Origin of the sequence: Amycolatopsis minnesotensis, from assembly GCF_039529815.1 — a bacterium.
In the GTDB taxonomy this organism is placed as follows: domain Bacteria; phylum Actinomycetota; class Actinomycetes; order Mycobacteriales; family Pseudonocardiaceae; genus Amycolatopsis; species Amycolatopsis minnesotensis.
In genome coordinates this window covers 91,573-115,682 of record NZ_BAAANN010000031.1, presented here as the reverse complement: position 1 = coordinate 115,682, position 24,110 = coordinate 91,573, and the positions used below count along the sequence as shown (strand labels likewise).

The 24,110-nt window shown below is 68.8% G+C and carries 22 protein-coding genes, 4 tRNA genes and 3 pseudogenes; 11 read left to right on the top strand and 18 right to left on the bottom strand.

Going from position 1 to position 24,110, the window contains the following annotated elements:
- Positions 1 to 972: PP2C family protein-serine/threonine phosphatase (locus tag ABD256_RS32255; protein ID WP_344427671.1), on the top strand; the 972-nt coding region annotated here is incomplete at its 5' end.
- Between the two features lie 23 nt (positions 973 to 995).
- Here the strand turns inward: ABD256_RS32255 and ABD256_RS32250 are convergent.
- From ABD256_RS32250 to ABD256_RS32240, 3 genes are all read right to left on the bottom strand, one after another.
- A complete protein-coding gene (locus tag ABD256_RS32250) occupies positions 996 to 1,826 on the bottom strand; it encodes an ANTAR domain-containing protein (RefSeq protein ID WP_344427668.1) in 831 nt (276 codons plus the stop codon).
- A 174-nt stretch (positions 1,827 to 2,000) separates the two neighbouring features.
- On the bottom strand, positions 2,001 to 2,447 hold the full coding sequence (locus tag ABD256_RS32245; protein ID WP_344427665.1) for a DUF6292 family protein: 447 nt from the start codon (positions 2,445 to 2,447) through the stop codon (positions 2,001 to 2,003).
- Between the two features lie 491 nt (positions 2,448 to 2,938).
- Complete coding sequence (locus ABD256_RS32240) at positions 2,939 to 3,352, bottom strand: DUF6299 family protein (protein WP_344427662.1); 414 nt, start codon at positions 3,350 to 3,352, stop codon at positions 2,939 to 2,941.
- Between ABD256_RS32240 and ABD256_RS32235 the strand changes: the two genes are divergently transcribed.
- Positions 3,255 to 3,491 (top strand): hypothetical protein, encoded by a 237-nt coding sequence (locus ABD256_RS32235; protein ID WP_344427691.1) that lies wholly within the window; start codon positions 3,255 to 3,257, stop codon positions 3,489 to 3,491. The two genes, ABD256_RS32240 and ABD256_RS32235, sit on opposite strands and share 98 nt — an antisense overlap.
- Positions 3,492 to 3,853: 362 nt before the next feature.
- On the opposite strand, the gene ABD256_RS32230 is transcribed toward ABD256_RS32235, so the two are convergent.
- The 3 genes from ABD256_RS32230 to ABD256_RS32220 form a co-directional block, all read right to left on the bottom strand.
- Positions 3,854 to 4,774 (bottom strand): hypothetical protein, encoded by a 921-nt coding sequence (locus ABD256_RS32230; RefSeq protein ID WP_344427659.1) that lies wholly within the window; start codon positions 4,772 to 4,774, stop codon positions 3,854 to 3,856.
- A gap of 718 nt (positions 4,775 to 5,492) precedes the next feature.
- On the bottom strand, positions 5,493 to 5,909 hold the full coding sequence (locus tag ABD256_RS32225) for a hypothetical protein (protein ID WP_344427657.1): 417 nt from the start codon (positions 5,907 to 5,909) through the stop codon (positions 5,493 to 5,495).
- Positions 5,910 to 6,398: 489 nt separating this feature from the next.
- Entirely contained in the window at positions 6,399 to 7,583 is a 1,185-nt protein-coding gene (locus ABD256_RS32220; RefSeq protein ID WP_344427654.1) for an alcohol dehydrogenase catalytic domain-containing protein, read from the bottom strand.
- Between the two features lie 286 nt (positions 7,584 to 7,869).
- Here ABD256_RS32220 and ABD256_RS32215 point away from each other — a divergent pair, with 286 nt between their 5' ends.
- Positions 7,870 to 8,199, top strand: a complete 330-nt coding sequence (locus ABD256_RS32215; protein WP_344427651.1) for a DUF2795 domain-containing protein — start codon at positions 7,870 to 7,872, stop codon at positions 8,197 to 8,199.
- A 146-nt stretch (positions 8,200 to 8,345) separates the two neighbouring features.
- Positions 8,346 to 8,671 (top strand): annotated as a pseudogene (locus tag ABD256_RS32210) (uracil-DNA glycosylase family protein).
- 23 nt (positions 8,672 to 8,694) lie between these two features.
- On the opposite strand, the pseudogene ABD256_RS32205 reads toward ABD256_RS32210, so the two are convergent.
- Positions 8,695 to 9,008 (bottom strand): annotated as a pseudogene (locus ABD256_RS32205) (thiamine pyrophosphate-requiring protein); the annotation flags it as partial.
- Between the two features lie 3 nt (positions 9,009 to 9,011).
- Here ABD256_RS32205 and ABD256_RS32200 point away from each other — a divergent pair.
- Positions 9,012 to 9,164, top strand: coding sequence for a hypothetical protein (locus tag ABD256_RS32200; RefSeq protein WP_344427688.1), 153 nt, complete (start codon positions 9,012 to 9,014; stop codon positions 9,162 to 9,164).
- Here the strand turns inward: ABD256_RS32200 and ABD256_RS44525 are convergent.
- From ABD256_RS44525 to ABD256_RS32190, 3 genes and pseudogenes are all read right to left on the bottom strand, one after another.
- Positions 9,142 to 9,240 (bottom strand): annotated as a pseudogene (locus ABD256_RS44525) (thiamine pyrophosphate-binding protein); the annotation flags it as partial. The gene ABD256_RS32200 and the pseudogene ABD256_RS44525 sit on opposite strands and share 23 nt — an antisense overlap.
- Positions 9,241 to 9,425: 185 nt before the next feature.
- Positions 9,426 to 10,715, bottom strand: a complete 1,290-nt coding sequence (locus ABD256_RS32195) for an MFS transporter (RefSeq protein WP_344427648.1) — start codon at positions 10,713 to 10,715, stop codon at positions 9,426 to 9,428.
- On the bottom strand, positions 10,712 to 11,263 hold the full coding sequence (locus tag ABD256_RS32190) for an ArsR/SmtB family transcription factor (RefSeq protein WP_344427646.1): 552 nt from the start codon (positions 11,261 to 11,263) through the stop codon (positions 10,712 to 10,714). The genes ABD256_RS32195 and ABD256_RS32190 overlap by 4 nt, the downstream gene beginning before the upstream one ends.
- 605 nt (positions 11,264 to 11,868) lie before the next feature.
- Between ABD256_RS32190 and ABD256_RS32185 the strand changes: the two genes are divergently transcribed.
- Positions 11,869 to 12,087 carry a hypothetical protein gene (locus ABD256_RS32185; protein WP_344427644.1) on the top strand — a complete coding sequence of 73 codons (219 nt, stop codon included), beginning with the start codon at positions 11,869 to 11,871 and terminating at the stop codon, positions 12,085 to 12,087.
- A 190-nt stretch (positions 12,088 to 12,277) separates the two neighbouring features.
- On the opposite strand, the gene ABD256_RS32180 is transcribed toward ABD256_RS32185, so the two are convergent.
- Both ABD256_RS32180 and ABD256_RS32175 read right to left on the bottom strand, forming a co-directional pair.
- Entirely contained in the window at positions 12,278 to 12,961 is a 684-nt protein-coding gene (locus ABD256_RS32180; RefSeq protein WP_344427642.1) for a hypothetical protein, read from the bottom strand.
- Between the two features lie 325 nt (positions 12,962 to 13,286).
- Complete coding sequence (locus ABD256_RS32175; protein ID WP_344427639.1) at positions 13,287 to 13,604, bottom strand: DUF6640 family protein; 318 nt, start codon at positions 13,602 to 13,604, stop codon at positions 13,287 to 13,289.
- Positions 13,605 to 13,782: 178 nt separating this feature from the next.
- Here ABD256_RS32175 and ABD256_RS32170 point away from each other — a divergent pair, with 178 nt between their 5' ends.
- Entirely contained in the window at positions 13,783 to 14,409 is a 627-nt protein-coding gene (locus ABD256_RS32170) for a hypothetical protein (RefSeq protein ID WP_344427636.1), read from the top strand.
- Between the two features lie 460 nt (positions 14,410 to 14,869).
- On the opposite strand, the gene ABD256_RS32165 is transcribed toward ABD256_RS32170, so the two are convergent.
- The 4 genes from ABD256_RS32165 to ABD256_RS32150 form a co-directional block, all read right to left on the bottom strand.
- Positions 14,870 to 14,941 (bottom strand) — tRNA-Val (locus ABD256_RS32165).
- Position 14,942: 1 nt separating this feature from the next.
- Positions 14,943 to 15,013, bottom strand: a tRNA-Cys gene (locus ABD256_RS32160).
- Between the two features lie 25 nt (positions 15,014 to 15,038).
- Positions 15,039 to 15,111 (bottom strand) — tRNA-Gly (locus tag ABD256_RS32155).
- A 124-nt stretch (positions 15,112 to 15,235) separates the two neighbouring features.
- Positions 15,236 to 15,661 (bottom strand): SsgA family sporulation/cell division regulator, encoded by a 426-nt coding sequence (locus ABD256_RS32150; protein WP_020672550.1) that lies wholly within the window; start codon positions 15,659 to 15,661, stop codon positions 15,236 to 15,238.
- A 414-nt stretch (positions 15,662 to 16,075) separates the two neighbouring features.
- Here ABD256_RS32150 and ABD256_RS32145 point away from each other — a divergent pair.
- Together ABD256_RS32145 and ABD256_RS32140 are read left to right on the top strand one after the other, a co-directional pair.
- A tRNA-Val gene (locus ABD256_RS32145) sits at positions 16,076 to 16,147 on the top strand.
- 826 nt (positions 16,148 to 16,973) lie between these two features.
- On the top strand, positions 16,974 to 18,491 hold the full coding sequence (locus ABD256_RS32140; RefSeq protein ID WP_344427622.1) for an exopolysaccharide biosynthesis polyprenyl glycosylphosphotransferase: 1,518 nt from the start codon (positions 16,974 to 16,976) through the stop codon (positions 18,489 to 18,491).
- A gap of 117 nt (positions 18,492 to 18,608) precedes the next feature.
- On the opposite strand, the gene ABD256_RS32135 is transcribed toward ABD256_RS32140, so the two are convergent.
- Both ABD256_RS32135 and ABD256_RS32130 read right to left on the bottom strand, forming a co-directional pair.
- Entirely contained in the window at positions 18,609 to 19,757 is a 1,149-nt protein-coding gene (locus ABD256_RS32135; RefSeq protein ID WP_344427619.1) for a glycosyltransferase family 4 protein, read from the bottom strand.
- Complete coding sequence (locus ABD256_RS32130) at positions 19,754 to 20,998, bottom strand: O-antigen ligase family protein (protein WP_344427616.1); 1,245 nt, start codon at positions 20,996 to 20,998, stop codon at positions 19,754 to 19,756. Before ABD256_RS32130 ends, ABD256_RS32135 begins: the two co-directional genes overlap by 4 nt.
- 222 nt (positions 20,999 to 21,220) lie before the next feature.
- On the opposite strand from ABD256_RS32130, the gene ABD256_RS32125 reads away from it, so the two are divergent.
- Both ABD256_RS32125 and ABD256_RS32120 read left to right on the top strand, forming a co-directional pair.
- Entirely contained in the window at positions 21,221 to 22,339 is a 1,119-nt protein-coding gene (locus tag ABD256_RS32125) for a DUF1972 domain-containing protein (RefSeq protein ID WP_344427614.1), read from the top strand.
- Positions 22,340 to 22,417: 78 nt separating this feature from the next.
- Positions 22,418 to 24,094 (top strand): delta-60 repeat domain-containing protein, encoded by a 1,677-nt coding sequence (locus ABD256_RS32120; protein ID WP_344427611.1) that lies wholly within the window; start codon positions 22,418 to 22,420, stop codon positions 24,092 to 24,094.
- Positions 24,095 to 24,110: the final 16 nt, after the last annotated feature.

Sequence of the window (24,110 nt, the reverse complement as noted above, 5' to 3'; positions counted from 1 at the left end):
GGCACCATCGCGGCCACCCGCCGCCCGCTGACGGTGGACCAGGTCGGTCCCGGCACGGTGCTCAACCCCCTGCTGTGGGAACGCGGCCTCAGTACCCTGCTCGGCGTCCCCCTGCTCGCCGGTGACGACCTGGTCGGTGTGCTGCATGTCGGTTCGATGACCCGGCGGGAGTTCACCGACACCGACACCGAGCTGCTGGAGATGGTCGCCACCCGTCTCGCCCTGGCCGTCCAGCTCGAGGACGCCGCCTCCGACCGGGCCGCCGCGACCGCGTTGCAGCGCGACCTGCTCCCCGCGCACCTTCCCACCATCGGCGAGCTGGAGTTCGCCGCCCGCTACGTGCCCGGCACCAGCACCGGCGTCGGCGGCGACTGGTACGACCAGTTCGAGCTGCCCGGCGGCCGGCTCGGCATCGTGATCGGCGACGTCGCGGGCAACGGCCTGGGCGCCGCCATCGTGATGGGACGCCTGCGCAGCGCCCTGCGCGCCTACGCACTGGACTACCACGACCCCGCGGACGTGCTCACCAAGCTCGATCGCAAGGCCCGGCACTTCGAAACCGGCGTGATGACCACGGTCGGCTATGGCGTGCTCGATCCCAAGCACGACCAGATCACCGTCTCGCTGGCCGGGCACCTGCCGCCAGTGCTGGCCCACCCGGCGGGCACCGCCGAGATCGTGACCGTGGACCCGGATCCGCCGATCGGCCTCCCTCTCACCGTGCGTGAACGCAGGAGCACCACGATCGCCCTGCCCCTCGGCGCCCTGCTGTGCTGGTACACCGACGGACTGGTCGAACGCCGCGGCAGCTCGATCGACGAGGGCCTGCACAAGCTCACCACGACCATCACCGCCGGCCAGCCGGAACGAGTCTGCGCCAAGGTCATGACCGAACTCGTCGGCCGCAACCCGGTACCCGACGACATCGCCATCCTCATCATGCGCAGGCGAACCGGCCAAGACATCCCCTGACCCGCCTTCCCGATCCCAGGGTTTCAGGTATCGGGCGTGTCGAGGTCGTCGTGGCGGTCAGCGAGGGTTTCGGCGAGGTCGACGAGTTTGACGTTGAGGTCCTGGGAGGTGCGGCGGAGGATGTCGAACGCTTGGTCGGCGGTGATGCCCCGCCTGCCCATGAGGATCCCTTTGGCTTGGCCGATCACGTCGCGGGAGTCGATCGCTTTGCGCAGCTGTGCGGCTTGCAGGTCGGCGAAGCGCAGGGCCTGGGAATGCGCGAGCGCCAGCGACGCGTGGGTGGCGAGCAGGAGCGCGAGGTCCTGGTCATCGCCCGGAAGGCCGTCGGGGGAGCGGGAGTAGATGTTGAGGGCACCGGTGCGCTCAGGCGAGCGCGCGGTGGGCAGCAGCGCGGTCGAGACCACCGCGCTCACTCCGCGTCGCGCCGACGCGGGGCCGAAGCGAGGCCATCGGCTCTCGGCCGCGAGGTCGCTGCTGAAGGCCATCGCGGGCCCGTTCGGTGCGGCGGCGTCGAAGCAGGGACCTTCGCCGAGGTCGTACTGGATCTTGTCGAGGTCGGTGGCCAGGAGGTCGGTTTCGACGGGGGTGTAGAGCGTCCCGTCCCGATCGCGCAGGGTCACCGATACGACGTCGGCTCCTGGAACGACGTTCAGTGCCGCGCGCACGATCTGCTGCAGCACTTCGCCGACAGTGTCGGCGTCCAGCAGCGCGTAAGTCAGCATCGCGAATTCGCGGGCCAAGGGCCCCAACCGGGCGCCGTGATCTCGCCGGGGCTGTTCGTCCCGGGCCGCCGCTCGCCGCGTGTCGGCGAGAAACCGGTCGCGGTCCCGACTCCACCGCTGCTCCTCGGGCACCTTCACCCCCTGTTCGGACAATCGCCGCCGTGGTCGAGAGACGCCACGGAGACCGAGTCGCACGGGAACTACCCAGACAGGCACTGATTGGAACGTTGTCACCTGGATCCGCGGCGCCGACACCAGCCTGCCGCACCTCCTCGCTGCTCGACCAGGTGCGGCGTGCAAGCCAGGTCAGACACGGGCGTGCGTCGGGTACGGCACCGTGTACACGCCCAGTTCGGTGCGCAGGCTGACGCGGCTCGTGGCTGCCAGGTCCGGCGGTCCGGGTTGCCCGGACGTGGTTTGCCCGGACATCACCGCGGTGGTGAAGCGGGCGACGGTGTCCGGGGTGGGCACCGAGGTGGAGCCACCGAGGTAGGTGAGCACGGTCAGGTCTTCCCCGGAATGGGGCTCGATCGCGGCGGCCCAGCCCGACCGTTCGTCCCACAGCAGCGCGACATCGCGGTCGGGGAATCGAGGATGGCGCCCGTCGACGGCGAGGTACGCCGAGACCGGCTCGTCGAGATCGACGGTGCACGATTCCAGGCCGACACCGACGGTACGGGCCACCGCGCCGAGGTACGCGCGCAAAGCCGGTGCGGTGCGCAGTTCATCGGGGGAGAGAAGGTCGATCGACATCGTCACCGTTGTTCACACCTCGTCGACTCAAAGCCAGCAACACGATTCCCGCGGCGATCTCCGGGCCGGGACACGGAAGGACCATCGCGGGCCGCACCAGTAGTTCCCCAACCAGTAGTTCCCCATGAGGAGCGCGCCGAAACGACAACCTGGCGGATTGCTCTGTGCGGCGGTTCGCCCCGCACGGCCCGCCGAATTGGATTGAAGGGCGCCTTCGTCGGGTATGCCATGACCGCGCGGTACGGGACCTGGGCCGGGTTGCCCCCGTGATTCCCGGCCGCGAGGTGGCCGGGGACAGGCAACCCGACCTTCAATAGCGCAGGGTCGAACCTGGTCACCGCCTGCCGTCCCGTCGGGTTCGGTGGTCGACGGCGGGTCGGCGCAGCACAACTACGTTCGCGGGTGTCGGAGGAAGTCGGTGCGGGAAGGCGGCTTCGAATGGCTCCCAGCGCTGAATCTGGGATAACTGAGCAAGCGATGAGGTTGATGGTCTATTGGCCCCACGTCAGAATCCGGGTAGCGGTGGCAAGGAATCCTGGTACGGGCAACCCCTTCGTCGGCAAGGAGAGCAGCGTCGAGGTCGCTGTCACCGGGCCGCTGCGGAAAGGCGACTCGGTGAACTGCTGCGAGGTCAGGTAGCTGTGCTCCTGACCGTCGCAGGTCGCCAGTGTGCCATTGCCGATCGACCGGGAGAGGCCGTGCTGGCTCAGACTCGTGCTCACGAACACCACCCGCGGTGCGACGGCTGCTTCGCAGCGGTAGGTCCCGGAAATCGTGGTCGTGGCATTTGTCAGTGGTTCGGACGCGGTGATCGTGACGGTGTCCGAAGCGGCGGAAGCCGGGGTGGCGGCGAAAATGCTCGCCACCACGACGGTGGCGGCAAACGTGGCGAATCGAACGGGCATGGATCTGTTCCTCTCTCTCGCGGCCGGTATCGACGGTGTGCTCGTGGCCGCCCCCGTTGTCCTTTCCCGGCTGGAAGCGATCCTCTCCCGGAAGGCTCCCGTCGGGCCGAAAAGCGGTGGACGAGCGAATTCCGCATGACGATGTGCTCGGCGGCGATGACGAAATCTGAAGCGGGGTCCTGGTCGTCTGCTCCAAGACGACCAGGACCCCTTTCCCGGCTCCGGCGCCCAGAGAGACTGGGAGGTCGTGTGCGACGCCGAGACCGGACGCCTCCGCTGGAGCGTCGGCTGGAGGTGAAGCGACTTCCAGCGGAGGCGTACCACATCCCGCCCGACAGGGACCGCTGTCGACACGTGCCCGCGAGGGTCTCAGCCCTTGCCCGGCGGGATCCCCGGGGGATTGTCACGTCACCTCGAGGAAACTCATAATAACTGCCGTGGTTCGTTTTCCGGTATCACTCAAACTGGTTCCTCTTGGCTGGAGTATTTTCCGGTGTCGATTCATTCGTAGACGACGTAGGCCGGGGTGGGGGTCAAGGCCATCACCTCCTCCGGTGTCATGAGCGGCTCGCCATGCCGGGTGTCCTCGGTGAAGAAGAGCTTGAAGCCGGGCGCCACGTGTGCGGGTTTGGTCGCCATGACGTTCTTCCACGTCGCCTTCTTCGCGGCTGGGCCGCCGATCCCGTCGACGACCTTGACCGCGGTGACACCGGGGTGTTCGCGCAGGTCTTCTTCCCGCCGTATCACCGAAGCGGTGAGCTGGTGGTAGATCATCGCTTTGGCGGGCAGTTGCCGCTCGCGGGCGAGATCGCTGAGGTATCGCGCGACACCGTCGAGTTCGGCACCTGTCACGTGGCCGAACTTCCGGCCGGGGACCACTCCGGGCTCGACCGCCCATTCGGGATCGAGGGCGAGACCGACGTCGGGCTCGCACAGCCAGCGCTCGTAGGCGCGGGCCTCGTCGAGGAAATCGGCCGCGCCCGGCTGGATGTCGAGCAGCAGCAGGCCCTTGAGCGCCCGCGCCTGGTCGAGATAAGTGCGCACGACTTGGTCGGTGGCACGGCTGCGGTACCGGCGATCGGGGCCGGGGCTGGCGTGCGCCGTGGTGGCGATGAGTTCGACGACCGGTGTCACCGGGGGCCGAGGGAAGGCCGCGATCTGGTGGCGGAGCGCGGCGGCCGCGGCGGTGAGGTCGCCGGTCATCCGCCCGAGCGCGGCCGAGCCGGGGGCACCGCAGAAACCCACGTGCACCCTTTCCGCGAACGAGTCGCGATGAGGCGCCGAGGGCGGCTGGGCGGCTGGGTGGTGCGCTGCGGCGACCGTGGCCGGTTCGCTGCCGGGCGCGGTGCAGGCGCCCGCGGCGATGCCCGCGAGCAGCGCGCGGACCGCGCGCCTGCGGGTGAACCCTGTTGTCCCTGCCATGTTTCTCCTTCATCGCGCGCGATGGTGCGGCGACGATCGATCGGACACCGGTGCACGACCGGAGGAATAACCCGTCACGTGGTGGATGAACCGCCGCGAGCGAGGATCACCGGACCGTGCCCCGCCGATGCCGAGTGCGCGCCGCTGAACAGCTAAAACACTGATGTGCCAACGAAGATCGCGTACACGACCGGGCCGGCGGCGCGCTCCTTGCCCGGTCGCGCCAGCACTGTGCGCGCATGCGCGCACTCGCCCGCTTCGCCCTCGCCGTCTTGCTCGTCCCCCCGGCCCGGCCGCGGGAACCGCACCGCGTTCGATGCTCCAGCCGTCCCCTGTCCTCAGCGGATCGCCGGGCCCGGCAACGGTCTCCACCGACATCGAATACGCGCACCGCCCCGGCAGCGACGGCCGTCACCGCTGTCGCCGAAGAGGACGCGGCGATCAGAAACGCGATCCCCGCAAGGTGCCGGGTACTCCTACGCCGGGGTATTCCTGGTAGGGGCGGATCCGCGCCGTCCCGTATTCGACGGCCTTCGATCCGGCGTCGATTCCCCGTGTCCGTTCGCGGTCCACCTCCGATGGTAACCCGGCGATCGTCTCGTACCCGCGATCGAAACAAGCGTTCGCCGCCACCGTCGCAGAGGCGGTTCGTGCCTACTGACACGGATGTGCCCGGTGGCGTGGGCCAGGAAGGTCGCGCCACGCCACCGGACACGGCTCAGTGAGGCGGCAGAGTCGCCGGCAAGGTGACCGCGCTTCCGTTCTCGTGCTGCGCCGCGGCGGTGGAATCATCGTGGTACCACGACGAAGTCGGGTGGGACCCGCTCTCGCGCGACTGGTCGTAGTGCGCGCGAGAGCCGTGAACCGTGTCGTGCTCCCGGGATTCCCCCGCCCCTCGATGATGGACGTGGGCTCCGCCGAGACCGGCGAAGGTGAACTTGTCTTCGCTCCAGGTCGCGCCGTCACGCGTGCCCGACGAGGTGTGATAGCTACCCGCGCCACCGGCTCCGGCGACCGAGCCGGAGTCGGTGAACGCCGTGTCCGGGCCGGAACTGGCGCTCGCGGTGCCGGCCGCGAACAGGACGACGGGCACACTCGCGATGGTGACGCCGATGGCCCGGCGAATGGTCGACATGGGCCGATCCTCTCTATGGCAGCGTGGCATGTTCGAAACCGAAGTCCGAGGTGAGACTGGGCGCCGGCTGTCGATCACGCTACTCATAGATCGCGCTCGAAATCATCTCCGTCCTCGGTGCGCTCACTCGTTCGGGCATTCTGATCGGTTCTCCTGGCCGTGCTACGCGTGGTCAGGAAGATCAGGAGAAGCAGTTCTACGCCCGAATGTGCGACGAGGGCAGTGAGCTGTCGCCGGGTCGCCGCGGCGAGCGGAACCGCGATGAGCGCCGATCCGGGTGGTGCGCTGGTGTGCCGGGCACCCGGAAGTGCGACGCGGCGTCCCGTGGACGGCGGTTTTACCGACACTACCGTGGGTTCGTATTGGGTAAGAGCAAGCGATCCGGGATAGTTTCAGGACATCGAGGCCACCGCTCGGCAGGATGGCACGATGTCCGTATCGGTGGCCATAGCCTTTTCGGTGCCGATTCCGGAATGGTCACACGGGTGTTCAGGGGCGGAAAAGCACTTTGATCGCGCCGTCTTCCTTCTTCTGGAACATTTCGTAGGCGGCCGGGGCGTCGGTGAGCGGTACGTGGTGGGTGGCGAAGGTGTCGACGCCGAGCGGATCGTCGTCGCTGAGCAGGGGCAGCAGGTCCCGGACCCAGCGGTGCACGTTGGCCTGCCCGGTGTGCAGGCGGATCTGCTTGTCGAAGATCGTCAGCATCGGCAGCGGGTCCGCCATTCCGCCGTACACCCCGGAGAGTGAGATCGTGCCACCGCGTCGGACGATGTCGATCGCCTGGTAGAGCGCGTGCATGCGGTCGACGCCGGCGGTTCGCATGAGTTTTTCCGACAACGCGTCGGGCAGCAGACCGGCGATCTGCTGTGCGATCTTTCCCACGGGCGAGCCGTGCGCCTCCATCCCGACCGCGTCGATCACCGAATCCGGGCCCCTGCCGTCGGTGCGGTCCCGGATCGCGTCGGCGAGATCGTCGTCGTGGTCGGCGAGGTCGATCGTCTCGACGCCCCGGCTGCGCGCGCGGTCGAGCCGTTCGGGTACCCGGTCCACGCCGATGACCTTGCCCGCGCCGCGGTGCAGCGCGATCCGCGCCGCCATGTCCCCGATCGGTCCCAGTCCCAGCACGACCACGCTCCCGCCCCGCGGGACGTCCGCGTACTCGACACCTTGCCAAGCGGTGGGGAGGACGTCGGAGAGGAAGACGTACCGATCGTCCTCCGGGCCATCGGGCACTTTGATGGGCAGCTTGTTCCCGTAGGGCACGCGGAGGTACTCGGCCTGGCCGCCGGGAACCTGGCCGTACAGTTTCGTGTAGCCGAACAGCGAGCCGCCCATGCCCTGGTCGCGCACCTGACTGGTTTCGCATTGCGAATGCAGGCCCAGCCCGCACATGAAGCAGGTGCCGCAGGAGACGTTGAACGGCACCACGACCCGGTCTCCCGGCCGTACCGCGCTCACCCCGGAACCGATTTCCTCGATGACACCCATTGGTTCGTGGCCGAGGATGTCACCGGGCTCGAGGAACGGGCCCAGCACTTCGTAGAGGTGCAGGTCCGAGCCGCACAGGCCGCTCGAGGTGATCCGCACGATCACGTCGTCCGGGTCCCGCAGCACCGGATCCGGTACCTCGTCCACCCGGACATCACGCTTTCCCTGCCAGGTCAACGCCTTCATGGAGTTCCTTTCCGCAATGGCCTTAATGGCCTTAATGGCCTTTCTGTGGACTACCCGGCGTTCCCGCGGGTAAACGGAGTCCTTTGGCTTGAGCCGAAAGCGTGTTCTCCGTGGCCGTGGCGCGGCGGGGCCGACGAAGACCGCTTGGCCGAGCAGACCGCCGAACCGCGGTCCGCCACCGAGAAACACAGCAGCATCGGGAGAGTCTCGGCCCACGGAAAGCACCTGGCCGGATACCGGTCAGCGGACGACGATGGTGTGGTCCCGGTGGGGCACGAGTTCCCTGATGACCGGCGCGCTGGAGATTTCGCCTGCCAGCAACAGCCCGCCGGCGGTTGCGCGGCGACGAGACGATCGGTGTGTGAGGTTCGGCGATGCGGGAACCCTTCACCGTGGCCCGCGACCGCTGGCCGAGGAGGTGCTCATGACGGATTTCGACGAGGAGCAGTTACGAACCGGCCTGGAAGGTCTCAGGTATCCGTGCGACCGGGGGGAACTTCTCCGATACGCCGCGTCCCAAGGTGCGGGCGACGACTTGCTCGGCTGTCTCGGGATGCTTCCGGAACGGGATTACACCGGCCTGACATCGGTGCGTGAAGCACTCGCGGAAACGTGAACAAGCCCGAGGGCGCCGGATCTTACGTGCCCGGCGGCCGGAGCCTGACCAGGCTGGCGTCCGCCGCCGCGAACTGCCGTGGTTGCGCGTTGTACGTGGACGCCACCCAGACGGTGTTCGGTGCGGGGCCGCGCAACGCGGCGGCGATGATGATCGGTGAGCAGCCGGGCGATGCGGAGGACCGCGCGGGGAGACCCTTCGTCGGGCCTGGCTGTTCGCGGAAATCGGTGCCACCAGACCGGAACTGGTGATCTTCCTCGGCGCCACCGCGGCACAGTCGCTGCTCGGCACCTCGTTCAAGATCACGCAGGAACGCGGCCGCCTGCTGGACCTGCCCACCGCTGACACCGGCCACGAGGCCCGTTTCGTAGCGACCATGCACCCATCGGCGGTGCTGCGCGCTCCCGACCGCGAGACCGCTTACCGTGACTTCCTGGCCGATCTGCGGGTCGCGGCGCAAGCCCGGTGCTGAGCGCTCAGCTTCGCCGTAGTGGGCTATCGGCGCGACGGCAGGATGTCCCGCGCCTTGGTCTTGATCCCTTCGGTGAGCAGGTGCCACGCGTTCGGGTCGCCCTTGAGCACCGCCTGGGTCATGGACTTGATCTGGTCGAAGGTCGCGTGCGGCGGGATCGGCGGTACCTCGGGGTCGCCGCGGACGTCGAGCACGGTCGGCACGTCCGCGGCGAGGGCGACACCCCAGGCGTCGCCGAGCTTGTCCGGGTCGTCGACCGCGATCCCGCCGAGACCGATGCTGCGCGCGAAGTCCGCATAGGACACTCCGGCAGTGCCTGCGACTCCTCGAACTTCGGCAGTTGCTCGGCGACGTTGACCTCGACCAGGTACTCGCTCGCGACATCCTTCAGCAGCGCCTGGAGGTCAATCTCCTGCTGGTAGCTGCCGCCCATCGCGCTGCGCGCGGTCTGCCCGACGATGCGACCACCGGCACACCCCGGCATTACCGCTGAACTTGGCGTAGCCGACGGCCGCGAACGCCGCCATCTCCTCGTGTCGCGTTTGGACGAACCGGGGCCGATTGTCCGCCACGGCAGGATGCGGAAATACCCAGTAGGTCGAGGAGCTGGGCTCGGCGCTCAGCCCACGCGACGACCTGATGGGTCAGCAACAGGTCGCAGCCGCCCACCTGGAGCGCGTACGAACCACCATCAAGGTGCTCGACGGCCCCGCCAGCTACGACGAGTTCGCCATCGTCGGTGACCTTTGCCCGCTCACTGACCGTGGTGGGCTTCGCTGGTGGGGAGGTCGCGGTGGCGGCGGATCGGTCCGGTCAACAGGACGAGGGAGGCGAGAACGAGTCCGGCCGCGGTGACCCACAATGTTGGACGAAGCCCGAGGGTCGTACCGAGTACCCCGGAGAGCACGGTGCCCAGCGGGATGGTGCCGTAGTTGAGGAACTGCATCGTGACGAGGACGCGTCCCTGCAGGTGCCGAGGTGTATAGGTTTGGCGGAAGCTGTTCTTGAGGACGTTGCCGATGACGATGCCCGCACCGACTCCGGCGCCGCCCACCAGTACGCACAGCAGTCCCGCGCCTCGGCCCGCCATCGGGGTGAGCAGCGCGAACGGGGCCGCACCGAGTTCGGCGAACAGCAGGGCGCGGGCGGTTCCCAGGCGGCGGGCGAGGAATCCCGCACCGGCTGCCCCGAGCGCACCGCCCACACTGGTGCCGGAGACGAGTAGCCCGACCGTTGCCGGGCCGAGGTTCATTTCGCGGGTGAGGAACACGATCAGGATGGTGGATTGCCCGGTGAGCACGAGATTGCTGGTCGCGCCGAACACGGTGAGCACTCGCAGGTAGGGGTCGGCTGCGACGAAGCGCAGGCCCTCGGAGATCTCGCGGCGCAAAGCGCGGGTGCGGTCGGCGTCACCGCTGGGGCGGTCCTCGGCTCGGTTGAACACCAGGCAGGCGGTGGAGACGAGGAAGCTGGCCGCGTCCGCGACGAGGCCGGTCACGGCGCCGGCGACCTGGGTGAGCAGGCCGGCCAGGCTCGGGCCCGCGATTCGCGTGACCGATTCGCTGCCCTGCAGGGCCGAGTTGGCCGCGGGAAAGTCCGCCGCGTTCACCACCGAGGGCAGGTAAACCTGGTACGCGGTCTGGAAGAACACGGTGGCCGTGCCGGTCAGCACCGTGACCACCAGCAGATGGCCGATGGTCAACGCACCCGCCAAGACCGCGACCGGAACGGTGAGCAGTACCGACGCGGAGACGAGATTGCAGACGATCATCAGGGGACGGCGTGCGAGGCGGTCGACCCACGCGCCGGCGGGCAGGCCGATGACCAGCCAGGGAAGCCAGCCCATCGCGGCCAGCACGCTGACCGTGAACGTGTCGGCCCGCAAGGTTCCGACGGCGATGATCGGCGCGGTGAGCCGGCTGATGTTCGCACCGAGCGAGCTGGTGGTCTCACCGATCCACAGCAACCGGAAGTCGCGGTGGCCGAACACGGTGCCCCGACGACGAGGTGAACGGCGTGCGGCCGTGATGCTGCCGCCGTTCACGGCCGCGCGGGCACGCCATGGGCGAACACGAACACGGGGGAGCGCTGCCGCCCGTCGCCGGGGACACGGCGCCCCGCCCATCGGTCGAGGACGCCGGTGATCTCAGCGGCACACTGCCGGAGTTCATCGGGCGTGAGGTGTAGCCATCGGTCAGTGGAGAAGGCTGAGTCACCCCAGCGCGCACGCTCATCCTCGCCCGCGGCCAGCCAGGTGCGCACGAGGTTCGTGTGCCGATCGAGGTTCAGGGATTGAGCGGCCTCGGCAATGGCGGTGTCCGCCGGATCGCGCGTGAAGTCGTGGCTTGACCATCGCAGGCTGGCCGAGGTCCGCCGCCACCACCGCTGCTTGCGATCGCGGGCCAGCTCAGGGGCCTCTTCGAGCAGGCCGCTGCCGTGCAACACCCGCAGGTGGTGGCTGACGTTCGCCACCGTTTGGCCGGTCCGTTCGGCGATCATGGTCGCCGTCGCCGGGCCGTGCACCGTCAGCACGTCCAGTAGGCGCCGGCGCAACGGATGGGCCATCGCCGCGAGCACCCTCGAGTCCGTCACCTGTCGAACATCGTCTTCTGCCATGCCAACGAGCCTGACATGTGCAACAACTCTTGCGCAATAGATGTTCCGCAAAGCTTGTTGTGAAATCCGGCGTCGGCGAGCACCCCGAGATCGACGCGAGCGCCGCCGCCTAGGAAGCCCCGAGCCGCAGCACATGATCGGCGCCGTCACCGCCACCCTCGCCGCCCAGAACACCCTGCTCTCCCCACCGGCCCCGCGCAGCTACTCGCAACGGCATCCGGCGCTGGCCGCGCAACGGATCTGTCAACGCCCGAGGCCTGATGAATCGGCGGAGCCCGTGGACGTATCGCCGCCAGACGGAATCACCTGCCGCCACCCCGAGTTCGCTTCCGCGCACCCACCTTGTCGCGAAGCCAAACGTGAAGCCGACCCGCACCCGAATGAAAGAGTGTGAACGTGACGGGCTCTGAACTCCCGACTCATCAATGCTCGATCATGCGGTGATCAGCACACAGAGCTCTCACCGTCGCCATGATCCGCGCTCGCCCGAAGGAACGCCGCCGCCGGGCCCGCCGATTCCGCGCTGTGGCGGTCCGACCCGATCAGTGCCACCGAGAACGAAGCTGATGTTGAAGTGGCCCATGCTCATCGTCCTGGACGGCCTTGATGAGGTCTCTTCAGCTGTGGTGCGCGCTGAAGCGATCGTCTACGAGGACGACGATCGCGTCGGCTATGAGCGCCTGGACTTGCTGCCACCGACCGTCGATGACGCGACCCCATACGCGCGCCGACTGCTGACCAAGCGCTTCCAGGACAACCCTTATCGACAAGAACAGACGCTACAGCGAATCGTGGACTAACCGCCAGGGACGTACCCCGTGCACGAAGGCGATGCGGGTGTCGCCGCCGAGCGAACTGCGCCAGGGCGCGTGCCTCGGTGGTGCGGCACCCGCGGGCCGAACGTCGTTGGTCGAAATACCCTCGCAGCACCGGACCTTCTGGGTGGCAGCGGTCGAGGTCGGGCCCTTCAAGCTCACCGACCGGCCTTGTTCACCTGGGGGCCTCATCAGGCGTGGCTGGGCTCGTGGGCGCGAGGCCTTGCTGCGGCTGTGACAGATACAGGGCGGTGTGGTAGCTGCCCTCGGCCTCTTTCCCAGCGGGGTCGGCTCCGGCCGCTGTCACGGCGGCGATGGCGTAACGCTGCTCGTCGGCGTCGGTGAACCGCCGTTGCACGAAGGTGCGCTCCGTGTCGGCACTGGTGGTCAGTCCGTGTTCGGCCAGTGTGGTGGCGATGGGCTGGTAGGAGCCAGTGCGCAGGACGAACGCGGCCACCCACGGCAGTGTGCTGGACGCCCGCAGCAGTTGGTGGAAGGTGCGGGGGCCGAGAAAACTCGCACCCCCGGTCACGGTGATCAGGCTGGCCGTCCTCACGGCCCGCAGGAGGCCCTCGGACGCGGCGCCGGTCTCGAGGTTCTCGGCGAACCCGGCGTCGAGCAGACCGGCGGCCAACGCGTAGTCGATCGCGGGCGCGGCGATGTCCACGCCGATCACAGGCACGGCATCAGCACGGCGCCGGGCGGCGTAGAAGTCCTTGTCGTACTCGACGAGTTCGGCGGTCTCCAGTTCGGTGACCTCCGGTGCGGTGTAGTGAGCGTGGAGATCCTCGAAGGTCAGCCGGTGGTTGAGCAGTGCGGCATTGATGCCATAGGAGCAGCACAGGTCCACGACCGTCACCGGCCCTGACCGCGCTCGTGCCGCCACCAGCCCGCGGAAGACGGGCTGAGCGTGGTGCGGAGTCTGATAACCGAACCGGCCGAGGTCGCTGAAGAACGCTCGCGGATCAGGACGGTCGTATATCTCGTCGAACGGAGTCCTGCCCGTCGTTTTCCGCGTCATACCTCGATCATGAAACCGTCGGCAGCATGGTGACAACCGCGCACCGGGTGACGGCGCCCCACACCGCTGCCCGCCGGCGACACGCTCGGCGCCGAGATCGTGAGCCTGCCCTTTCACCCCGATCGGACCGCCGACGCGCTCCAGCACGCGCTTACCACCAGCCTCACGAACGCCACCGCCGGGCCGCAGGGCAGCCGCCGATGATCGCCGCGCTCTGCAGCGACTCACGTGACCGGCCCGGTTGCCACAGGTGGTAGAGGCGCGCGAGGCCGAGCCCGGCGCCCATGCTCATGGCCTGGGCGTTGTGGAATTGGCGTGGGGCGGCCAGGTCGGGTTGTGGATGTGGGTTTCGTTCCAGTCGAATATATACGGGCCCGATAATGGCGCCCGCCGCGGACAACGAAATGAGTACCCTGCCGAGTGGGAATCGCCTGAGAAAAGTGGTCATGGTGTCGGTGTCGAAGAAACGGACGAAGGACATGATTTACCTTCCGATGATTGGTTTGATGTGCAGTCATGCGGGTCGCGTGGTCACGGGATCGTGATGACGAGCTTGCCTCTGGGGGTGCGGTCGTCTTCCAGTTCTGTGAGGGCCTTGATCGCCTTTTCGAGCGGTTCGGTGCGTGTGACTGGGAAGCGCAGGTTTCCTTCTCCGGCGGGTGCGAGACCGCGTCGAGGTCGGCTGGACCGGCTTGCCCATCAGTGCGCGAAAGGAGTCGAAACGCCCGGCGAGGGGCGTCGCGTCGAATTCGAAGCCGACGATCGGAGTGATCCCGAGTTCGCGTGCCTCGTACGCGGCGACGTCGCGGCTGCTGCCGCTCACCGAGGCGCCCTTTGCCGAGGCGTCGGAGAAGGCGGCCGAGGAGTGGGGCGTCGAGCAGGAAGCGTTGATCCGGCGGAATTTGTGGCTGGACCCGCGAGACGGTGAGACACGGTTCGAGATCTTCGTCGAGGAATCTCTCGATGCGGTCTCGTCTCGGTTGGAGGGGAACATGGTCGCGAAGTATCGGTCCCTTCTGGACAATCATCTGCTGCCGCAGTGGGGCGTGGCCGCTGGTTGGGATCTTCAGCGGTACGTGGGGATTAAGAAATGGGACTCGGAGTTGCATGAGGACTATGCCGAGTCGACGGTGGCGACGATCTCCACCTTCATGACCGCCGCCGTTCGCGCCCGCAAGATCCCCGCCAACCCGTGCCATGGCGTTCGGGTGACCTCCGGCGAGTACGAGTTCGACAAGTTCGTGGCGAGCCCAGTACAGATCCTGGCGGGTTCACGCTGTGCCTGATGAACGCCTACACCGGTTCGCTCAGCGGACGCTCCTCCGGATGTGACGCCGGTCGCACCAACACCGCGGCGAGGCAAGAAAGGGCGTCGCGGTAGAACGAAGACCCCGGCAGGGGCCAGGACGGTGGAGCTGCCGCCGAGCATCGCGGTGTTCTACGAAGAGCTGATGGACAGCCATCGTCACCCCTTCGTGTTCTGCACCCCTGCGGGCGGGCCGTTGCAGCGTAAGAACTTCCGTGCCCAGCGTTGGCGCGTCCAGTCGGGGATGGCATGGCCGTTGACGACTTCACCTTCCACAAAGGAGCGCACACGCACGCGACCTGGCTGGTCGAGGACCACGCCGGGTCGGGAGCCACCGCACCGTGAGGGTCCGGGGGCTCGGCCCCCTCGGGGGCGACAGCACACGAACACGGGAAAGGCCCCCAGCGAAGCTGAGGGCCTGAACACCATGAACCAGAGTGTGCGCGATACTGGGATTGAACCAGTGACCTCTTCCGTGTCAGGGAAGCGCTCTCCCGCTGAGCTAATCGCGCGAGGTGGAGACGGGATTCGAACCCGTGTACACGGCTTTGCAGGCCGTTGCCTCGCCTCTCGGCCACTCCACCGTGCAAGGCCCGAGAAGGCCTCCCGAGCGGACGACGGGACTCGAACCCGCGACCCTCACCTTGGCAAGGTGATGCGCTACCAGCTGCGCTACGTCCGCACTCCGCGATTTCCGGGTTCCGACCTGGTGTTCGTTCCCCGTCGTCGTGGTGTGGCAAAACCATATCGGACGCCGGATCGGGCGGTCACAGGGGGGTGGCTGTTCCGTGTCGCCAGGCCGAACATCAGCTCAAATCGTTCGGGATGAGGTGGGTGAGCGCGTCGTCGACGTCGACCCACAGGTGCTCGTTGCCCGGCAGCACGACGTCGTAGGTCCGGTCGAGGAAGTCGGCGAGCTCCTGGGCTGAGGCTTCGAACATCGCGTGGCCCGATGGCGAGTTCAGTTCGATCAGGACCGACTCCGGGTCCTCGACGGACGGGCGGATCCGGACGTCCCCGTCACCGGCGTCGGCGAGCAGCCCGTCCGCGAGCAGGTCTCGTGCGTATACCCACTCGACCCAGCCCGCGCGGCCGGTGCGGAAGGCCGCGACCACCGCGTACGGGTCGCGGGTGTCGTATCGGAGCTCCACCTTGACCGGAACGGCCGGCGTCCGAGGCGCCAGCAGGTCGAAGACCGCCGTCGAGCGGAGCGTAACGTGATCGTTGCGCATCGTCGTACCCTTCGTCTCCCTTCACGGCCCAGGTTGACCGAGTTCTGCTGGTGAGACGCGCCACGCCGCCGATTCGCTCGCGACTTTGCCGCAGATCACTCTTATGGGCTCACTGCGACCGCCCCAGACCATCATCACCCCTGTCTCGCGAGCCCCCGAGCTCGCCCCTGCTGAGGAGCTCCCGATCTCCATACTGGCGGGTTCGGCTGCCATGCGATAGCACCGTCAGGCGGATGTTGCACGCGTGTCTCCCACACTCGCGCGCGAACGGGCACGCGCGTGTGCGCGCAGAACCTTCGCTAGCTCGTACTTGTTCGCAGCGTGGCGGGCCGTGTGCGGATCGTGCGCGCCGATGAACCACCCGTTTGCCAGGCCCGAAAACGGGTCCGGTAGAGTCCTGACTCGTACCAGCGAGGGCGATTAGCTCAGCGGGAGAGCACTTCGTTCACACCGAAGGGGTCACTGGTTCGATCCCAGTATCGCCCACGCGACAGCAAAGGCGGCTTGTGTCTGCGGAACACGCGGACGCAAGCCGCCTTTGTGCTTCCCGGGGATCCCCCCCGGCCCGTCCTGGCGGGAGCTTCCGGTCGGCCGGGCACATTCAGTGGCGAACTCGCCCGAGTGTGTCGTTCCCGGTTCGATGCTTCGCCCGGGTGTGTTTTTGTGGGTGACGTGAGCATTGCGGTCCAGACCTTTGGTCGGTGTGGGCGAGGTCACGACCGGATTTCCACTTTGGGTGGTGGTCGAACCGGCAGATGGGTGATCAGGTGGGGATATCCACTGTGGACGCCACGGGCCGGGCCCGAGGTCCACAGTGGAGGAAGTGGGGCCGGTTGCGCGGCGGCGGGCGTCCGGCCGGGGCAGCGGATGCCGCCACGCGGCAACGTGACTGAATTACCAGCTACATACGGTAGCTGTTTGCCCGAAGTCAACGCTCACCCTTTGTCACTCGTTTGTTATCTGAATGAGGTGAACAGGACCTGGATGTTCCCGTAGACACGCCATAAAACCGCTCGCAGAGCGTTTGTAACGCTGTCGTCAGAGGGACCGATACCACCGCATGTATCACGCTGTTGACTACTGAACGTATACCGGGGTTGGTTACTCTGCGTTGCCATGCGCGGAGTCGAACCCGGCTACTTCGGCGGCCGTTCCGAACAGCCCGGACGAAACAGTGAACCCACCACCGCCGTTTTCGCGAACGGCACGCACAACCGCAGCACCGCGCCACCCGTCTTACCGCATGACCGCGAACCCGTGCCACGACGCAACTGTCCTGATGCGTCACCGAGCCAAGGATCTGGGAGGTCCGATGGAAGAGTCGGTGCGGCCCCTGACGACGGAGGAACCCGTCGCGCACCTCGACCTCCCACCCGCCCCGGCATCGCCGTCGCCGTCGCCATCGCCACGACGGGCCACTGGATCCGATCGGACGCCGTCCACCGCGTGGGAGGGCCGCTACCGCGCCTGGGTCATCGCGAGCGACCTCGCCGCGACCGTCGTCGTCATACTGGCCAGCGCCGTCATCATCGACGGGCTCGCCTTCGACCACCTGCACGCGCTCGGCACCGCGCTCGCCGTCATGATCGCGCTTCCTGCCAACCGCGCGTGGCACCAGCAGCTCCTCGGTGAGGGCGCGGAGGAGTTCCGCCGCCTCGGCAGGGGACTGGTCGCCGCTGCCGTGCTCGTCGCACTGGGCGGACTCCTCTTCGGCGCGCTCGACGTGCAGCCGTGGGTGTTCGTCGTGGTGCCCGTGATCGCCGCGCTCGCCTTCCCGCAGCGGTACGTCCTGCGCCGCGTGCTGCACCACCGGCGCCGCCGCGGCCGCTGCCTGCTCCCCGTGATGGCGGCGGGCGACCCCGGCACCGTCGGCGACCTGATCGCCCGCACGAAGCTCGAGTCGCACGTGGGCTGGCGGGTGGAGGCCGTGTGCACCGGCGACGGCTCCGCGGGTGCCGCGGGCAACGGCGAGGTCGGCGGCGTCCCGGTGGTCGGGCGGCTCGGCGAGCTCGCCGACCACGTGCGCCGTGGCGGCTACCGCGTCGTCGCCGTGACCGCGGACCAGTACTGGACGCCGAAACGCCTGCAGCAGCTCGCATGGGACCTCGAAGGCACCAAGGCGGAACTCGTCGTCGCACCGGTGCTGATGGAGGTGGCCGGTCCCCGGCTCAACGTCTCCGGCGTGTTCGGGATGCCGCTGCTCCGGGTCACCGCGCCGAAGTTCACCGGCGGCCGCCGGTTCGTCAAGGCCGTCGTGGACAGGGTGGTTTCGGCGGCGCTGCTCCTCGCGCTGTCCCCGCTGCTGCTGCTGATCGCGCTCGCGATCAAGCTCGGCGGCCGCGGCCCCGCGATCTACCGGCAGCGCCGCGTCGGCCGTGACGGCGACACGTTCACCATGCTCAAGTTCCGGACCATGGTGCGCGACGCGGACAAGGTGCGCTCGAAACTGGTGCAGGCCAACGAAGGCGCGGGCCCGCTGTTCAAGATGCGCAAGGATCCGCGCGTGACGAGGGTCGGTTCGGTACTGCGCCGCTACTCGCTCGACGAGCTGCCGCAGCTGTTCAACGTCCTCAGTGGACACATGTCGCTGGTGGGCCCCCGGCCCCCGTTGCCGGAGGAGACCGAGAGCTACGAGCGCGACGCGCGCCGCCGCCTGCTGGTGAAGCCGGGGGTGACCGGGCTGTGGCAGGTCAGCGGGCGCAGTGATCTCAGCTGGGCGGAGAGCATCCGCCTCGACCTCCGCTACGTCGAGGACTGGTCGCTCGCGCTCGACGTGGTGATCCTCTGGAAGACCGTGCGCGCGGTGATCGGCGGCGCGGGCGCCTACTGACGACGGCGGTGCCGTCAATCGGGTACGACGGCGGTGCCGTCAATCGGTACGACGGCGGTGCCGTCAATCGGGTGCGACGGCGGTGCCGTCCAAGCGATACGACGGCGGTGCCGCCGGTCAGGTCCGGCGGCGGGCGGTCGCTTCGACGACGGTGCGGATCTCGCGCCGGTACCGCTCCGGGGAGAACCTTTCGGCCGCGGCCTCGCGGGCCTTGTCCGCGCGGGTCGCGGTGGCGGCCCAGTCGGAGAGCACCTCCTCGATCGCGTCGGCGAGCGCGGCGGCGTCGCCCGCCGCGGTCACCGGGCCCCACCGGCCGTCCTCGACGGTTTCCGGCAGCCCGTGTGCGTCCGAGACCACCACCGGCACGCCGGCGAGCTGTGCTTCGATCGCGGTGTTGCCGAAGGGTTCGATCCGCGAGGGCACCAGCGCGAGATCGGCGTCCGCATAGGACTGCCACACCTCGGCGCGGAACCCGCGCCACCGCACCGCGGTGTCGCATCCGGCGGCCAGCGCCGCTTCGCGCACCTGCCGCTCGAACCATTCCCAGCCGGGGAACACCGATCCGACGAGGTCGAGCGTGACGTCGTGGCCGCGGGCGCGCAGCAGTGCGAGCGCTGCCACCGCGATGTCGGTGCCCTTGCGCGGGGAGATCCGCCCGACGAGGAGGAGCCGCACCGGACCCTGTGGCGCGGCCGCGGGGGCGACCGGTGAGCCGGGCCCGCGCACGCCGTTGTAGACGAGCGTGCTCCGCCCGCTGAGCCGTCGCAGTGAGTTACGCACCACTTCGGCGGTGGCCTTGCTGTTCACCACCACGCGGTCGGCGGCGAGCAGGGGCGCGGCGAGCCCGACGCGCACCGGTTTGGCGACGCCGTCCTCCGCCTCGTGGACGTGCGCCACCACCGGGATCCGGCGCGCGCGGGCCATCGCGAGCCACAGCGGGACCGTCACCGTGTTGACGTAGACGACGTCGGGGTCGATCACGCGGAGCAGGTGCCACATCGGGCCGGAGGACCGCCTCGCGAGCCCGAGCAGACGTGCGAAACCCGACGGCCGCAACGCTTCCTTGCGCAGCACCGGCGCCGGGCACACCGAGACCCGCGCGCCGGCGCGTTCCAGTTCGGCGACGAGCGGGCCCGTGACCGGGACGGTGGCCACCACGTCCCAGCCGTCCTCGGCCAGCGCGGTCACCGATTCGAGGAAGACCCGGTCCGAGCCGTACAGCTCGGCCGAGCCGTGCGCCATCAGCGCCGTGCGCCGCGCGGTCATGCGGTCGTCCTTCCGGCCAGCGAAAGCCAGGCCACCATCACGAAGAGCCAGGTGCACAGGACGTTCGCGGGCGCACCGAGCCCTTCGACGAACACGGAGTTCGCGAGCAGCGCGAACAGCAGCGCGAGCAGGATCGTGCGATCGGCCGACGGCGCGCCGTGGCGCCGCAGGCGGTGCGCGGCCAGCAGCATGCACCCCAGCAGCGCGACCCACCCGAGCGCGCCGAGCAGCCCGGTGTCCACCAGCAGGTTGACGAGCGCGTTGTGCCCGCCGCCGAGCCCGATCTGTTCGAGGAACAGCCCTCGCGACGAGGTGAGGCCGAAACCGTAGAGGGGGTGTTCGGCGAACCGTTCGAACGCGAAGCCCCAGAGATTGGTGCGCGAGTTCAGCGAAGCGAGGCGGGCCGCGGACTCACCGCGCGCGAAGAAGTCCTCGATCGCCGAGGAGGTGGTGAGCGCGACCGCGATCAGCGCGACCGCGCCCACCACGCCGACCTCGACCTTGCGCTGGCCGCGCCACCGGGTCCAGACCAGCACCAGCACGCCGACGATCGCGCCGAGCACCGCGCCGCGCGTCTTGGTCGCGACGAGACCGGCGGCGCACACCGCGAACAGCGCGGCGTACACCGGCAGCCGCCAGCGCGGGCCGGCGCGATCGAGGCCGGTGGTGATCGCGTACCCCGCCATCAGCACCGTCGCGACCGCGAGCATCGCGCCTGCCTGCACCGGGTGCACGTAGAGCCAGGTGAACCGGCCCTTCTGTGTCGGCAGTTGGGGAAAGCGCACGACGAAGCCGAAGCACACCGACGCGGCCATCAGCACCGCGTACGCGTGCGCGATCCGGTGGGGCGCACCCTCGTCGCAGTGCCGTGCGATCGAGCGCGCCAGCGCGAGCACGACGATGACCTGCGCCGCGCGAACGAGCGCGAGCTGGAAGTAGGGGGAGTACAGGGCGGAGCCGGCGAGCACGATCGCGTAGGCGTAGGCGAGCCAGGTGAGCAGATCGCCGCGCCTGGTCCGGACCGCGGGCCGGAACCGCACGAACAGGAAGCACGCCACCACCGCGTACAGCGCGATCTCGAGCAGCACGAACGGGTCGGCGTTGCCGGAGACGGCCTGGTCGTTGGCGCGGAGCCGGAACTTGAAGTCGCTGGCCAGCACCAGGGCGAGTACGCACCACACCGGCCAGGTGGGCTTCGCCTCGGCACGGGTGCCGTCGATGCCGATCGGTGCACGGGCCACGCTGGTCAGTTTCCCGGCTCCTTTCACCGTGCCGTCCGTTCCTCGGCCGGTCAACGGGGGTAACCCTCGTTAGCCGCGGGGGCAATCCCCGCGAACGGAGTAGCGGCGGCCTCAGGTGTGCATAATACGATGCGGTGAATCACACGCAGGGCGCCGACCCCCACGGTGTCCCGGTGCCCGTTTTGACCGCGAGCGACCTGATCGGTGACGATGCGAATTTCGATGATGGGCACGCGTGGGGTTCCCGCGCGGTACGGCGGTTTCGAAACCTGCGTCGAAGAGGTTGGTCAACGACTCGCGAAACGCGGCCACGAAGTGGTTGTCTATTGTCGGCGGGCCGAGGGCGACACCGAGGAGCCGCCGTCGGACCACCTGGGCATGACCTTGATCACCTTGCCCGCGATGCGCCGGAAAACCCTGGAAACGCTGAGTCATACCGCGTTGTCGGTGCGCGACGCCCGCACCAGGAAACCCGATGTCGCCTTCGTGTTCAACGCCGCCAACGCACCGTTGCTGCCGCTGCTGCGGCTGTGGCGAATTCCGGTGGTGACCCACGTCGACGGGCTCGAATGGAAGCGCGCCAAGTGGAATGGAGCCGGCCGCCGCTACTACCGCGCCGCGGAATCACTGGCCGTGCGCTGGTCGGACGCGCTGATCGCGGACGCGCGCGGTATTCAGGACTACTATTCGGAACGCTTTTCGGTGTCGACCGACTACATTCCGTACGGGGCGCCGAAACTGGGTGAAGTCGGGCAGGACCGGATCGCCGAACTGGGACTGGCTCCCGGGGGCTACCACCTCGTGGTCGCCAGGTTCGAGCCGGAGAACCACGTGGACCTCGCGGTCGAGGGGTACCGGGCCAGTGCCGCGAAACTCCCGCTGGTGGTGGTCGGGTCGGCACCGTACGCCGACGCTTACACCCGCAAGATCCGCTCGCTCGCCGGGACCGACGGCGCGGTGCGGCTGCTCGGCGGCGTCTGGGACCAGCTCCAGCTCGACCAGCTCTACGGCAACGCGCTGACCTACGTCCACGGCCATTCGGTCGGGGGCACGAACCCGTCGCTGCTGCGCGCGATGGGGGCCGGCACCGCGACCTCGGCGTTCGACGTGAACTTCAACCGGGAGGTGCTCGGCGAGCACGGCCGGTTCTTCGGATCCGCGGCCGATCTCGCGGCGCTGTGCGAGGCCGCCGAAGCCGATCCGGAAGGCACCCGCGGCCGCGGTCGCGCGCAGCTCGGCACGCTCGACCGGTACGACTGGGAAAGCGTGGCCGACGCGTACGAGGCGCTGGCGACGCGCCTGGTCCGCAGGGCGCCCCGCAACAAGAGCCCCGACGAGTAGCACTCGCCGGTCGGTGGGCCCCGCTCACCGCGTTTTCTCCCTCCCCTCCCCAATCCCCACCGATACGAAGGAACTCCCATGTCTTCTGCGCGAAGGCGGGCGAGCACGACGGTCACCGTGATGGCGGCCGCCTCCCTCGCCGTGTCGCTCTCGTCGACCCCGGCGCTGGCGGCCGTTCCGCTCCCGAGCACCCTCGCCGCCGTCCCGCTGCCCAGCACGGTCACCGCGGGCGCGCTGCCCACCCCGCAGACCGACGGGATCGTGTTCTCGGTCGCGGTCGTCGGCAACACCGTCTACGCGGGCGGCCGCTTCACGAAGGCGCGCCCCGCCGGTGTCGCTCCCGGCGGAGCGGGCGAGGTCGTCCGGCACAACCTGCTGGCCTTCGACCTGACCACCGGTGCGCTGCTGCCGTGGGCGCCGATCGTGTCGGCGAGCACCACGGTGACGAACAACCCCGGCCCGTACTGCACGCAGACCGGGACCTCGGCGTGGATCTGCGACTCGGTGTTCCGCATCAAGGGCTCTCCCGACGGCAAGAGCGTCTACGTGGTCGGCGACTTCGACAAGGTCGACGGGCAGTGGCGCTCGCGCGTCGCGCGGTTCGACACCGCGTCGGGCGCGCTCGACCCGAACTTCAAGCCCACCGTCGCGGGCCGGATCAGGGGCATCTCGGTCACCCCGGACACCGTCTACCTCGGCGGTGGGTTCAACGCCGTGAACGGCACGCCCCGCACCCGGCTCGCCGCGGTCGGCCTCGACGGCGCGCTGAAGCCGTGGGCGCCGGCCGTCGACGCCGAGGTGTTCACCCTGCTGGCCGCGCCCGCGCAGGGCCGCGTGCTCGTCGGCGGCGCGTTCGACACCGTCAACGGCACCCGCCGCCACGGCATCACCGCCGTCGACGCGACGAGCGGCGTGAACGTGGCGTGGGGCCTGAAGACCCCGGGCACCGAGACCGTCACGGACATCGAGACCGACGGCAACGGCGTCGCCTACTTCGGTGCCTACGACTACGCGGGCGGGTCGACCCGGCTCGAAGGCAGGACCGCGGTCGACATCGCGACGGGCCTGCCGAAGTGGTTCGACGGGTGCTACGGCGACACGCAGGCGGTCACGGTCAGCAACGGCGTGGTGTACAGCGCTTCGCACACCCACGACTGCGTCGCGATCAACGGGAACCCGGACAGCAGGCCCGCCTACTACCGGCTGGTGGCCGAATCGGCGGCCGCGACCGGCAAGGCGACGGTGAACAGCAACATGGTCCGCGTTGGCGACCCCGTCCCCGAGATGCTGCCGTGGTTCCCGAACACCAACGGCGGGCCGGACACCAGCGTCTGGAAGGACGGCCCGTGGGCGATCGATTCGAACAGCCAGTACGTGGTCGTCGGCGGTGAGTTCACCACGGTCAGCGGGAAGCCGCAGCAGAGCCTGACCCGGTTCGCCGCGCGCGGGGTGCCCGGCGCGGTGAACAACGGCCCGCAGCAGGCGCTGATGAAGGCGCCGTCGCTGTCCAAGAACAACGGCAACCCGGTGATCAGCTGGGGGAGCACCTGGGACGCGCAGAACTCGGACGTGACCTACCAGGTGTTCCGCACCGGCACCGCGGAGCCGATCTACACCGTGACGCAGCGTTCGCGGCCGTGGGAGCTGCCGAAGCTGAGCTTCACCGACCGCCAGGTGACCGGCGGGACCTACCGGATCAAGGCGACCGACGCCGACGGCACGGTGGCCTCCTCGCCGACCTCGACGATCAACTGACGATCAACTGGCGATC

Excerpts from the sequence above, each read along its gene's own strand:
- ABD256_RS32245 (WP_344427665.1), bottom strand. The coding sequence starts at position 2,447 with ATGTCGATCGACCTTCTCTCCCCCGATGAACTGCGCACCGCACCGGCT.
- ABD256_RS32240 (WP_344427662.1), bottom strand. The coding sequence starts at position 3,352 with ATGCCCGTTCGATTCGCCACGTTTGCCGCCACCGTCGTGGTGGCGAGC.
- ABD256_RS32230 (WP_344427659.1), bottom strand. The coding sequence starts at position 4,774 with ATGGCAGGGACAACAGGGTTCACCCGCAGGCGCGCGGTCCGCGCGCTG.
- ABD256_RS32225 (WP_344427657.1), bottom strand. The coding sequence starts at position 5,909 with ATGTCGACCATTCGCCGGGCCATCGGCGTCACCATCGCGAGTGTGCCC.
- ABD256_RS32220 (WP_344427654.1), bottom strand. The coding sequence starts at position 7,583 with ATGAAGGCGTTGACCTGGCAGGGAAAGCGTGATGTCCGGGTGGACGAG.
- ABD256_RS32215 (WP_344427651.1), top strand. The coding sequence starts at position 7,870 with ATGACCGGCGCGCTGGAGATTTCGCCTGCCAGCAACAGCCCGCCGGCG.
- ABD256_RS32185 (WP_344427644.1), top strand. The coding sequence starts at position 11,869 with ATGCTCATCGTCCTGGACGGCCTTGATGAGGTCTCTTCAGCTGTGGTG.
- ABD256_RS32175 (WP_344427639.1), bottom strand. The coding sequence starts at position 13,604 with ATGTCCTTCGTCCGTTTCTTCGACACCGACACCATGACCACTTTTCTC.
- ABD256_RS32150 (WP_020672550.1), bottom strand. The coding sequence starts at position 15,661 with ATGCGCAACGATCACGTTACGCTCCGCTCGACGGCGGTCTTCGACCTG.
- ABD256_RS32140 (WP_344427622.1), top strand. The coding sequence starts at position 16,974 with ATGGAAGAGTCGGTGCGGCCCCTGACGACGGAGGAACCCGTCGCGCAC.
- ABD256_RS32135 (WP_344427619.1), bottom strand. The coding sequence starts at position 19,757 with ATGACCGCGCGGCGCACGGCGCTGATGGCGCACGGCTCGGCCGAGCTG.
- ABD256_RS32125 (WP_344427614.1), top strand. The coding sequence starts at position 21,221 with ATGATGGGCACGCGTGGGGTTCCCGCGCGGTACGGCGGTTTCGAAACC.
- ABD256_RS32120 (WP_344427611.1), top strand. The coding sequence starts at position 22,418 with ATGTCTTCTGCGCGAAGGCGGGCGAGCACGACGGTCACCGTGATGGCG.